The organism is Chloroflexus aurantiacus J-10-fl, from assembly GCF_000018865.1.
Lineage (GTDB): Bacteria > Chloroflexota > Chloroflexia > Chloroflexales > Chloroflexaceae > Chloroflexus > Chloroflexus aurantiacus.
Map to the genome: position 1 here is coordinate 2124691 of NC_010175.1, position 12288 is coordinate 2136978.

9 protein-coding genes are annotated in these 12288 nt (G+C 56.1%); 4 read left to right on the top strand and 5 right to left on the bottom strand.

All coding sequences use genetic code 11. The features are described from left to right. Nucleotides 1-12 precede the first annotated feature (12 nt). The 3 genes from CAUR_RS08115 to CAUR_RS08125 form a co-directional block, all read right to left on the bottom strand. Complete coding sequence (locus CAUR_RS08115) at nt 13-2025, bottom strand: hypothetical protein (protein ID WP_012257418.1); 2013 nt, start codon at nt 2023-2025, stop codon at nt 13-15. Nucleotides 2026-2028: 3 nt separating this feature from the next. Next, nucleotides 2029-2823, bottom strand: coding sequence for a hypothetical protein (locus CAUR_RS08120; RefSeq protein ID WP_012257419.1), 795 nt, complete (start codon nt 2821-2823; stop codon nt 2029-2031). 129 nt (nt 2824-2952) lie between these two features. Continuing rightward, nucleotides 2953-3231 carry a WXG100 family type VII secretion target gene (locus tag CAUR_RS08125; protein ID WP_012257420.1) on the bottom strand — a complete coding sequence of 93 codons (279 nt, stop codon included), beginning with the start codon at nt 3229-3231 and terminating at the stop codon, nt 2953-2955. A 737-nt stretch (nt 3232-3968) separates the two neighbouring features. Between CAUR_RS08125 and CAUR_RS08130 the strand changes: the two genes are divergently transcribed. Together CAUR_RS08130 and CAUR_RS08135 are read left to right on the top strand one after the other, a co-directional pair. Then, complete coding sequence (locus CAUR_RS08130) at nt 3969-5357, top strand: GH1 family beta-glucosidase (RefSeq protein ID WP_012257421.1); 1389 nt, start codon at nt 3969-3971, stop codon at nt 5355-5357. Further along, a complete protein-coding gene (locus CAUR_RS08135; protein WP_012257422.1) occupies nt 5354-6607 on the top strand; it encodes an MFS transporter in 1254 nt (417 codons plus the stop codon). Before CAUR_RS08130 ends, CAUR_RS08135 begins: the two co-directional genes overlap by 4 nt. A gap of 184 nt (nt 6608-6791) precedes the next feature. On the opposite strand, the gene CAUR_RS08140 is transcribed toward CAUR_RS08135, so the two are convergent. Then, nucleotides 6792-8171, bottom strand: a complete 1380-nt coding sequence (locus tag CAUR_RS08140) for an LCP family glycopolymer transferase (RefSeq protein ID WP_012257423.1) — start codon at nt 8169-8171, stop codon at nt 6792-6794. 193 nt (nt 8172-8364) lie between these two features. Between CAUR_RS08140 and CAUR_RS08145 the strand changes: the two genes are divergently transcribed. Together CAUR_RS08145 and apaG are read left to right on the top strand one after the other, a co-directional pair. Beyond that, nucleotides 8365-10737, top strand: a complete 2373-nt coding sequence (locus CAUR_RS08145) for an alpha/beta hydrolase family protein (RefSeq protein ID WP_012257424.1) — start codon at nt 8365-8367, stop codon at nt 10735-10737. 96 nt (nt 10738-10833) lie between these two features. After that, nucleotides 10834-11247 (top strand): Co2+/Mg2+ efflux protein ApaG, encoded by a 414-nt coding sequence (apaG, locus tag CAUR_RS08150; RefSeq protein WP_012257425.1) that lies wholly within the window; start codon nt 10834-10836, stop codon nt 11245-11247. Here the strand turns inward: apaG and CAUR_RS08155 are convergent. Next, nucleotides 11242-11448, bottom strand: a complete 207-nt coding sequence (locus CAUR_RS08155) for a hypothetical protein (RefSeq protein WP_015909086.1) — start codon at nt 11446-11448, stop codon at nt 11242-11244. The genes apaG and CAUR_RS08155 overlap by 6 nt on opposite strands. Nucleotides 11449-12288 lie beyond the last annotated feature (840 nt).

Consider the following 12288-nt stretch of genomic DNA (forward strand, 5'->3'; position numbering starts at 1 on the left):
GATCAGGATCATTCATGCCCACAACGGGTCGACAACCACATCAACTTCATCAAACGGCAGTGGCGGTATCTCTACCAGGCGGAAGTGGGTCGGATCAACCGTAAACGGCAGCGTTTGGGCAGTTTCCGGTAATTGGGTATAGTCAGCATCCTGGTAGGCACTATGGACAATCATCGGCTGATTGATGCGGTTATTGTCCAGCATGTATACAGCATCGCGATACTGCTCATCCTGGTGCCCTGCCCCAACCGACAATGCCAGTTTGTCATCGCTGTCAACGTAGTGACGTACAGTCACCGGTTGACCGTTGATCACAGGTGGCACATCGTCCCATTCGCCCTGCGGACGCACGGCCCCCTGCGTGGTCACACTGGCTAACTGAATATTGCGCTGCGCCAGAGCTGCCTGCACTCGCGGATCGTTGCTCAGCAGAATACACATCCCACCACCCATACTGTGCCCGGTTAGATGGAGCGTACTGCCTTCCGGCAACTCGTTGATCAAACGCAAGACACGTCCGATAACCGTCTGATAGTACCGGTTCTGCTCGATATATTCCTTGCCCGCTGCGGTATCGATCACCGAAACCAGACCATTGGTCCCAACAGGCATGTTGTTAAGGCTGAGACCGTTAATGCCAATTGCAAACTCGTCCTTACCCACCTGAGCCGCCCGCACCTCCTCGCCATAATAGGAGCTAATCAAGCCGTGGGCATTTGCCTGCAATGCCGCTGGAGATACCCGGTACGGTTGCTGTGGGTTGGTCTGATCCTCCAGCGGTGGAAAAACGTCGGTGACTGCTGCCTGACCGTCAGGCTCGGCCTCTGGGCCTGCGGTAGGGCGGATCGACACCAAAAGCCGAAGATCCCTTCTGACTTTAGCATCGAGTTGTTCCAGATTCATGGCCAGTTCCCGCATTTCGGCAAGGGTAAGATACTGAAATGCATCAATCCAGAAGCCGCTCTCGGTGAACGCCAGAATGTCTGTCGGACTTTGGATTATTTCCGGTAGACGAGGAGCAGCACTGAATCCTGCAGCAGCGCTGAACTGTGCCAAAAAGATTGACAGAAATTGCTGTTGGAAGCCCATCTGTAACATCACATCGGTGTTCCAAATCATACTCTGATTGAGCAGACGCCACATCTGGGCCTGGCTGGGAATAAATGGCCTCAGTTGCGTCAGATGGTAGCGAACCTGTCGCTGCCAGTGTTGCCAGAGCAAATCGGCAGCGAAGGCGGATGCACGAAGCGTAACCTCAGCGATCTGCCTGTGTACAATTGACCGGAAGAGCGCAGGTTCCCACACCATCATCCATCCCAGTGTCCGCAGCGATGGCGCAAGCTCACGTTCGACCTGCCGGAGATGGTGAATAACCGCCTCAAAGCGGTACGTGCTCCCCAGCAGATGGATCGCTATTGGCAACGGCTGCCAGGGAAGCAGAAGCGGAGTGTAGATCGATACCCGCCAGAAGAACGACTGCACCGCCAGAGTACGCGAGCCGGGCCAGAGCAGATTGAGCCACCAGCGTTGTAAAGGCGGCAGCTTCTGCACCATCCAGCCTGCTGCCAGGCAGGCAGCCACTCGCAACACGGTCTTGTGATGGGGGGATAGCGATGGTGGAGAGCGGAGTTGCCATATCACCCGAAACGCTACCCGTGCTCCAATATCAAACACTGGCCCATTGAGCGAGGTCAGACGACGCAGGGCAACCGTCCCGAATGTGGTGAGCGCGACGGTGCTTACATCCCAAAAAGAGGGGTGCCGGAGTGTCCCCCGATCAGCCACTTCGAGGCGGTCAGCGGTTGTGCGCACCCACTCAACCATCTCGTTAATCGCCCGGCAATGCGCAAACAAGGCATCGCTGAGGCCGTTAAGGTGCGGAACCGTATATTCACGACACTGGCCGGAGAAATAATGCAAGGTATTGGCCAGTCGCCCGGCTTCCGCGTGCAAACGATCATGACTGGTGGTTGTTACAACCGCGAAGCGCCGTAAATGCTCTGGAATAGCAGCAACGGTATTCATGACTTATGCAGCCTCACAGATCCAGGCTCCAAACTCACTCATTTTTGCCCGCAATCCCGGACCACCAGTCGGCCACAACGCCAGCAGATCATCCCGATCAGATGCCGGCGCAACCCACCAGCCCCCATACCGTCCGGCAACGATGATTGCCCCACGAGCTTCTGAGTCAGGCTGACGCAACTGTCGGATCGCCGCCAGCGCGTGGCGGGTTGGTTGGGGACCAATCATCTCAATCAGTGGACGCACCTTCGCCGGAGTATGGCCGTGCCGTTGAAACACACGTGCTGCGGTATCAAGATCATCGTGTTGCAGAGCATTGAACGCGGTCAACAATCCCTCACCATCCAGCATGAGCGGCTCTGTACTGACCGGTTCAGGAATGTTCTCCGGCATCACCATCGCCAGCATCGTGTCGATAACATGCCCGGCACCGGGAAGTGCGGCAAAGCGATGTATGTCTGGCGCTGGGCTGGAGTGCAACACAAAGTTCGCGCCGGCGCGACTGATATGGCTAAGACGTGTGGGTGGGCCGCTGGCGACAATCATCAGACTATCGGCGAGCGCCGCTGTACGCAATAACGTCGCCAGACCGGCATCAGGTGTCGGTAGGTGATCAGGCTGGGCCGGTAATTTCAACAGGTCACGCGCTGCCAGACTGCCAACTGCCGCACCGAGTACACCTTCAAGCACCGGTCGCTCCGGCAACACACTCGGCCCCAGCGCAAAAGGCCGGGGCAATTCGAGTAGACCAAGCAACAAAAGTAGCTCGGCATGGCTGATCTGAAAGGTGAGTGACATACGCTGCTCCAGTTTCCTTCTTGTTCAGGCCATATATCGGACCAACCAATTGGGAGGAAAGCCGGTGAGAGGCCGACCCAGGAGCGCACATAAACTTGACAGCCTCTCACCGGAGTGAGGCTCTAGCGCTTACTGACCACCGGCCTGCATGATGTTCTGATTGATCTGGGCTACCTGCCGGCGCAGATCCTCAAGCGCATCGCGAATTGCCAGCAGCTTCTGATGCGTCTCCGCCCAGTGCGAGCGAAACTGAGCGGCCAGACGACCATCCCAGTTGTTGGGGTCCGAGAGCAACTGTCCCTCGCGATTCAAATCGTTAATTTGCTGCAACAGCGGTCCCTGCACAATGCGCTGGAAACGCTCAATAGCTTCGCGGGCGGTAGCGGTCGAGAGTACGCGGTCGCTCATGGTGTCCTCCTTTGCAAGATAAAGAACGGTTGCATATATAGAACCGTAAAAAGGGGCCAAAAGGTACGCGGGAAAAGAAAAATTCATCAAAATTGGGGTGATAGGAGGGAGAAAATAGGGCATAGGACATAGGAAATAGGGAGAAGCGCAGGTAGGTTTCCCTGGGCTATTTCTGATGACGGGTGTGGACATAGGAGGCAGAAAATAGGGCATAGAAAATAGGAAATAGGGAGAAGCGCAGGTGGGTTGCGCTGAGCTATTTCTGATGACGGGTGTGGACATAGGAGGGAGAAAATAGGACATAGGAAATAGGGAGAAGCGCAGGTAGGTTTCCCTGGGCTATTTCTGATGACGGGTGTGGTGCGTTCAGTGGTGTGATCCGCTGTCCGGTTCCCTGCTACTGGCAGGTTTAAGAACGGATAGAAGAGAATAGGTCTTGAGGACGCCTGAGTGCCCTCGCTCCCGCCCTCTCTCCCGCTTGCGCGGGCTATGCATTATCCGAGTTATGGGTAATGCGTAGCCACACAACCCTGACACTCCGAATGTGGCAGGAATATCATTTCGTGGAGTGGGTTCTCTGGATGAAGAGCGTTTACTATCACGTACATCACAGGCTCTAACTCGCGTTACCGCAAGCTGCAATCGCTACCATTTGGTGGTATGCTACCAGCGGGCAGCCAGTTGCCATCACGTTCCTCGCAGAGGACTCTGCACATTGAAGTGACGGTTGACAACTTATGAGCAACGACATCCGTTTTCCATCTGATTTTCTTTGGGGTGCAGCAACGGCGGCGTATCAGATCGAGGGAGCCTGGAATGAAGACGGCAAGGGCGAGAGTATTTGGGATCGCTTTGTCCGGCGACCTGGTGTTATTGCTAACGGCGATACCGGTGACATTGCCTGTGACCATTACCATCGCTACGAAGAAGACCTCGATCACATGGCAGCGTTAGGATTGAAAGCGTACCGGTTCAGCATATCGTGGCCACGTATCTTCCCAACCGGCTCTGGGCAGCCCAATCAGCGCGGTCTCGATTTCTACCGGCGGCTCATTGATGGTCTGCACCGACGACATATTCTCCCTGTGGCTACCCTTTACCACTGGGATCTGCCGCAAGCCCTTGAAGACCGTGGCGGCTGGACGCAGCGCGACACAGCACTGCGTTTCGCCGAATATGCCGATTACCTCTTCCGCACCATTGGCGGTGAAGTAGCCTTATGGGCGACGCATAATGAACCTTTCATTCAGGCATTTTACGGCTACGGCAATGGCGAGAATGCACCGGGAAAGCGTGTGCCGTGGCGAGTGCTGGCTGTAGTGCATCACTTACTGTTATCACATGGCCTGGCGGTCAGTGCCTTTCGCGCCGCCCGCCCCCAAGCGGTGCGCAGTGATATGCCATCGCCTCAGATCGGGATTGTGTTGATGATCTGGCCGCAGTATCCGGCCAGCCAGCGGATTGCCGATCAGAAAGCAGCGCAGCGGATCGATGGGATTATGAATCGGCTGTTTTTAGAGCCGCTCTTCTGTCGGCGTTATCCCGCTGATATGATCGATCACTTTGCCCGTCGGCTGGTGTTTGCCCCAATTCAGCCGGGTGATTTCGAGATTATCGGTCAGCCTATCGATTTTCTTGGTATCAATACGTACACCCGCTTGCTCAATGCCTTTACCTGGCGGGAGCCGTTTACTATGGCAAAACAGGTACCAGGACCACTGCCGAAGACGGCGATGGGGTGGGAGATTTACCCTGACTGCATCGTTGAGGCATTACAGAAGGCGCGCTCGTACACCTCTCTGCCGCTGTACATCACTGAAAATGGCGCGGCGTTTGACGATCCGGCACCCGGTCCCAGCGATCAGGTTGTCGAAGACCCGCAACGTGTGGCCTATTTGCAGTCTCATATCGAGGCATGTAGACGAGCAATCGCCGCAGGGATTGACCTGCGTGGCTATTTCGTCTGGACACTGCTCGACAATTTTGAGTGGGCAAAGGGCTACAGCAAGCGCTTCGGCATCATCTATACCGACTACACCACGCAGAGGCGCGTGTGGAAGCGCAGCGCATTTGTCTACCGTGACATTATCGCTCGCAATGGTCTGTTCGGTAACGAGTCGTCATGAACGCCGATCAACGCTACCTCGCAACAATCGGCATGCTGACCGCCGGCCTGACGGTAGGATGGTTATTTGCGACCATCGCGTATGCCGATCTTGGCTATACCACCTATCGGCTCTCCATACCGTTTGCAGGTGATCTGGCCTTGATCGGTTTACTCAACAGTGTATCGGTGCTGGCCGGTGGATTGATCAGCCCCTTTCTGTGGCAGCTTGTGCGGCAGATAGGAGCGCGACCGGCAATGATCGGCGGTTGCCTGCTGCACGGCCTGGCACTGCTGGGATTATCACTCGCACCACCGGCATCAGCCCTCTCCCCATTGACGGCGTGGCTGTTACTGGGATGCGTGGCCCTAAGCGGCCCAGCCAGTGTCTTATTTACGTTGGCCGGGCCACCACTCATGATGCAACTGAGTGGCGCTAACGGCCCTGATCGTCTGTTTGCTCGCAGCGCCGCACTCAGTCTGATCATCAATGGTCTCGGTAGTCTGCTAAGCGGATCACTGACAACGGTGTGGCGACTCTTGCCGGTTGAAGGCGATGCGCTGACCGCCTATCGGCTGAACGCCGTATCAGGTGTTGTCCTGGTGATGCTGGCCGGAGTGCCGCTCCTGGGTTTGCCGGTACGTCCTCCACCAACAGTCCCCACCGGTACCAGGCGCAGCCAGATAAGCGACCTCTGGCAGGCCATTCGATATGGCCTGGCGTTCGTACCAGGGCCATTGCTAATCTCCCTGGGTGCAGCCCTCTTCATACCCTACCTGGGCTTGTTTTTCCGCCAGCGTTTCACCGCCAGCGATGCCATGATCGGCCTGATCCTGGCACTAATCAGTCTGGCTACCGGTCTGGCAACACTGGCAGGCCCGTACCTGGCAAAGCGGGTAGGCAGGATGTCCGGGGTGGTACTCACACAAGCGCTGGCGATACCGTGCCTGATCGCGCTGGCCTTCGCACCATCGCTACCGGTGGCCGCAGCAATAGCGATGGTGCGTGGCATGTTGATGAATATGGCAACGCCACTGTTTGATGCACAGGCGCTCGCCCAGGCCCCGGCCCATCACCACCCCACCATCATCGGCATGATCCGGGCAGCAGCGACAGTTGGCTACATTGCCGGCCCGACGATAAGCGCCGAATTGCAAAGCAGCGCCGGGTTTGCTCCTATTTTCCTCATTGCCGCGCTCTGTTACACGGCGGCGGTGGTAGTTAATGCTGTCATCTTCGTGATCGGGAAGAGTAAGCAGGCGACCTTGTGATGCACAAGGTGATCGTGGGGAGAGGGAGGGTTGGCGTGCCTGTGCCTCTCACACCGTTCTACGCATCACCTGTTACCGGCACCACAGTGACACCAATCACCTTTGACGATCCTCTTAACGTGATACTGGGATCGTTAGTGTTGGCTTGAGACCTTAACCTTTGGGAGATGAGATATGTGAGGTATTACTTCCCGCGAACAAACGCCTGTACCAGGGCTTCAATCGCTCCAGGACGTGGCGTCAGTGCGTAAGGATCACCCTCGATCAGACCCTCAAACACACCATCCGCGTCCAACGCAAAGCGTTCAACACTTGCCAGGTTGACATCCCGCAATGACCAGACCAGCCCCAGGAGATCGTCTGCACTGAGATCGGTTCGGATGTGCGGACGTAGAGCAGTGGTAACGTGTGCAGCCAGCTCGACCTGGCGAACGGGGTCTTGTTCGCGAATCCGTCGGGCAATCGCCAGCAAAATCATCTGCTGGCGCGCCTCACGGGCATAAGCGCTATCAGCGTGGCGTGTCCGGCTCAAAATCAACGCCTGAGCACCATCAAGCCACTGCTTTCCTGCCGGAAAGTAAACCGATGTCACGCCATAATCCATCGTGGGATACAGGGGGTCATAGATTGGTTGCGCCAGCTCAACTTCGATGCCACCGATTGCATCAACCGCGGCCATAAAACCGGTAAAGTCGGCCCATACGACGTGATCGATGGGTAATCCAAGAAGCTGAGAAACAGTGCGCCTGGCCAACTCAGCACCGCCAATGGCCGGATTTTGCTCGCCGTACACGGTGGCACTGTTGATCCGCCCGTACCCGTAGCCGGGAATCGCAACGATCAGATCGCGCGGCAACGAGAGCAAAGCCACCCGGCGCGTCGCCATCTCGATCCGTACCACCATGATGGCATCGGCACGGGTTGCCCATCCTTCACCGGGACGCCGATCACTCCCCAACAGCAGGATATGGATCACGTCACTCGATGGCAGATTGACCCCCACTGTTGGCATCAAGGTCGGCACCGGCATCCGCCCATCAATCCCCGGCAAGCGGATCGGCGTTGCTGAAGCAGCAATAGTTACGTCACGCACAATGGATGTTGGTGTGATCGCCGGCGTAATGGCAGCCGACACTGCGGTCGGAACGACTGACGTCGGTTGGATAACATTCAACGGCTGTGGTGATGAGAGAGGGGTAAATGCTACCACCGACATCGCCGGCGTCGGTGTGGCTACCACTGTCGGCAACCGCATCGCTTCCAGATTCTGCCGGATAGTCATCGCTGCCCAAACCACCCGGCCGGTCTGGAAGCCTAACCAGCCGGCGAAGAGTGCCAGGAGTGCAATCAGCACATACCGTAACCAGGGGCGTTGCGATGGTGATTGCTCAGAAACAACCGGTTGAGTCAGTAAGTTTAGTAAGAGATCGTGGTCAGTCTGATCATGCAGAGTACGACAGGCAGAACAATGATCAAGGTGAGCTTTCAAGCGTAATCGGGTGCTCGAAGCAGTGCCGGGACGAATACCGGCTGCCAGGAGCGCACGTGCTTCACTGCATGTCATACGTAAGTCACTTGATCACCGATTGGCAATGTTCGGTAATCACTATTGGCAAGGAGACCACATTGTTAGCGGCTATATTTGATCAATAAAACCTTTTTACAATTTGTACTACCCAGTATACCATTTTGCCTGTTCATCTGCTATGATAAAGAACGTGGCACTCACTGCCTTTTACCAAAACAGGAGTATCAATATGCACCTCTCCCGGCGGCTATGGTGGATCGGCCTACTGGTCGCAATGCTTGGTCTGATCGCCCCGGCCACTGCTGCACCCATCCGTAACAACATCATAGACGTGGATCAGTTCGGTGACGAATCTGACCTCCCACCCAACCTGCTCAGTGACGAAGAGATTGAACGCATTGATCGGTTGCAGAACGATGCCACCACCCCGCTCGCCATTAGTGACGTCAGCCCTGACGATGGCGCCGTCCTGATCAGTTCAGCAAACCAGTTTGGGTTTCTCGATATCGAAACCGGTGATACGGTGCCGGTGGATGCGGCAGTGTTTGACTTCTTTGTTCCCCTGCCCTTCCTGGGCTTTGGACAGTTTAGCTGGCAAGACGAACGTACCCTCGGTGTATTGGCAGTCAACTTTTTCGCGGTCGGTAACGAGGATGCTTTTGTCACACTCTCTATTGACCGGTATACTGGTGAAGTGTTTGCTACCGCGGTTGGTATTCCCGATGAAAACATCGGGATTGTCTCGGTTGCCCCTAACCTTACCAGTTGGCTGATTGTGCGCGAGCCGCCGGAGGCAGAGGAAGTTGAGGCGGAGGGATTCACCATTCGGCATACCCTTGGGCTGCCTTCCACAGTTGCGGCACGGGTCAACCGGATCGAATTGCCTGCCCGTTTACAACGACGGGTTGATCTCCTGCGGCAACAACGGCCTGATCTTGTCAGTCGGCTGCTCTTCCAGCAACAGCAAGATGGAAATACCGTCGAAGCGACGCGCGCACCTTACGACCTCTTCCTGTACGATGCTACGACCGGCGAGGAACGGTATGTTACCAGTATTCCATACGCCTCTGGCTTGCTCAACGAAACCTGGACGAGCGATTCGGCGTATCTGGCAGTCTCGTTTTTCGGTGTGCCTGATGCTGAGGGGCGTAGCTTCTACAACGGCTCACTCTTTTCTGAAGAGATCTATCGCGATGTGACCGGTAACCTGCCACCAGGCCAGAATCCGGTCATCCAGAACAACAATACGTATGTGATCGATTTCGCCAGTGGGCAGACACAGGTGATTCGACCCGATCCCGCTCTCGGTGCTCCTATTCTTGAAGCGCACGATTGGGCGCCGGGCGGCCAGTCACTGCTGATCAAGGCCCACCATCCGGCCTACCTCCAGGGGCGAACCCACCCTGTCTACTATCCACGGTTCTCCTCGCGTACCAGTTTCCGCTTCTACGACCGGGGCAGTGATGGCCAATTCCGCCAGACCGGAACGTTCGAGCATCCGATGCTCTCTGGTGGTGATGTTGCCTTTGCGTTCAGCATTGCCGATTTTGTCAGTCCCGATGAAATCATCGTGCGTGGTGTAGTAGGTAGCAATCGCCATCCCTACTACTACAACCGCGTTTCAGGCGAATTGCGCAATCTGGCCGACCGTGCCGGTGCCTATTACAACGTTGTGTCAACCAGCAGCAGTACACGCCAGATCGTCTTCACCCACACCTCTTACACCAGTCCACCGGACATCTACCGTCTACGTTGGGATGGAACGGCACTGGCTCGTCTGACCTGGGAGAATGAAGAGTTGCGGGTGGAAGCCAATTTACGACAAGACCCGGTGACCTTCACCCTCCGGAACGGTCAGGTGCGGGTAGGAACGCTGATCCAATCGGCAGATGCGCCCTTCCCACCACGCGATGTGCGCCTGATCGTCTGGCAAGAGGGCGGGCCAAACGTGCCAATGATCAATCAGTGGCAGGCCAACGTTGAGAACCCGTATGCACTCTTGCCCTCATTTGGCTTTGCGTTGCTGATTACACCGGTGGCCGGTCGCCACGGCTACACGCCGGCTGTTTACAACTCACTGGTGGATCGGGGTAATTTCGGCCAGATCGATATCGATGAGCAGGCCGAGATCGTTCGCCAGGCAATTGCGCGGGGCTGGACATCAGCCGGCAAGATCGGGATTACAGGATGCTCGTATGGTGGCTATTTCGTCTTGCAGAGCATTGTGCGGTATCCCGATCTCTACGCTGCCGCCAACCCACAATGTGCGTTCATTGACCTGATCAGTGATTGGGCATTAGGCAGTGGCCCGCTGGTGCCGTACATGGAAGGTTTACCCCCGTACAAAGCCATCAGTGAGTACGTCAAGGACTCGCCGAGCTACGGTGCTGATCGGGTGAAGGCAGCAGTGCTCACCTTCCACGGCACCGATGACTTCCTGCCGATTGTCCAGAACGAGAACTTCCATTTACAACTGGTCAACCGTGGGGTACCGGCTCGAATGGTACGGTTCATCTTTGAAGGTCACGGGTTGTCGATGGCAGAAAACCAGCTCTACGCCGCACAGGAACAGATCTCCTGGTTCCGTACCCATCTTAAGTAGGTGCTTGCAGGTAGCATAGACAGGGGCAGATCGCTCCTGCCCCTGTCCATGCTTATCCGGTTGTGACGAGAGGTCTGTATTAGTTGTAGTAGAACAATGCGCCGACCATTTTATTACCGTTTGAGTGAAGGGATGCGGATCAGTGTGCGTCCCCAATACCTACCGGGGCACTCATTCCCGCCACTACAACGCTTCGTCTTCGCCTACGATGTACGAATTGAAAATATTAGCCGACGAACAGCGCAGTTGATGAGTCGGCGCTGGCTCATTTACGACTCGATTGGTGAGGAACTGGAAGTTGTTGGTGATGGAGTGGTTGGGTTACAGCCGGTGCTCGGCCCCGGCGATGTCCACGAATACCAGAGCTACTGTGTGCTCAAGTCGCCACGCGGCTGGATGGAGGGAGAGTACTTTTTTCGCACCCTCGATAACACGACGTTCGCCGCCATCATTCCGCGTTTCGACCTGATCGCCGATGCGGAGATGATCGATGATGAGGAGAGATTATGAACGAGATCGTCTCCGCTCGCGCCGATAGGTCGTAATGAATACGACGGCGAGGAGAGGCAACAACCATGGCCAATCGCGACGTTCTTCGCGCAGGAGCCGCCAGGTAGCGCGAAGCTGGATTAACCAGGGAAAGCGGGCCAGTTGTACCTCAAGAATTGCCAGGAGCCGGCGCTGCCACTCCGGTGTCTGATCGGTCGTCATAGGTGCTGGTTTCCTTCCCCATCCTGGCAGTGACAGTCGCCATCCCCTTGCAGCATTCTTAGCGTTTGTCGAAGGTTTTGGCTTCACCATCGCTACCATATTTTCAGGCTTTATCCCGTCAGTGTCTGTGTTTCCTCTTGCGTGCACAACCCAAACAATCTGACGATAGGTGTGCTGCTGTCTGTCATTATAAACGAGGACGGCACACAGCGTACTTTACAACCTTTCCCCTTTGCGGCAGCACCGGTTAGAGGTGAGGTGTACGGCAAACGCGGAAGCGTGGCTTCCGCACTCCAAACCGGGCGCTACAGGCAAGCCTGCCTGAAACCAAAATCCCCTCGATGTGTGATCACACGGCGTGCACAGCGAGAACGCTGTTGCCGCATGTCTGTGATCAAGTGCAGTGCCGGTGTGATCGCGTGGATAGAACCTGTTTCAAAAAACATCTCCTATGAGAGTATCTCATTCGTTGCCGAGCGATTCCATGATCGTAACGAGCACACCCGGCATTCGCGTGACCAGCCGGGTCAACGACCTGACACGTGCCAGATCGTGAGCACGGCTGGCGCGGCAGCATGGCTGCCGCACGCCAAACTTCGCGACACGCGGATGATGAGCGAGCAAGGCAACCAATCCAGCGCGTGATAGCACCACAGATGGTTGTTAGAGCGCGACAGTACAGCGTTTTATGAAACAAGTTCTAGTGTGCTATGAACCCTACCACACCAGCCCGTTCTGTTGGCGTCCGTTGTCGAAACAGGTTTTCCAGGCGATAAAACACCTTGCGGCAGCCCGGCTGCCGCAAGGTGTCTGTACCATCTAGCCGGCTATCAGGCAAGA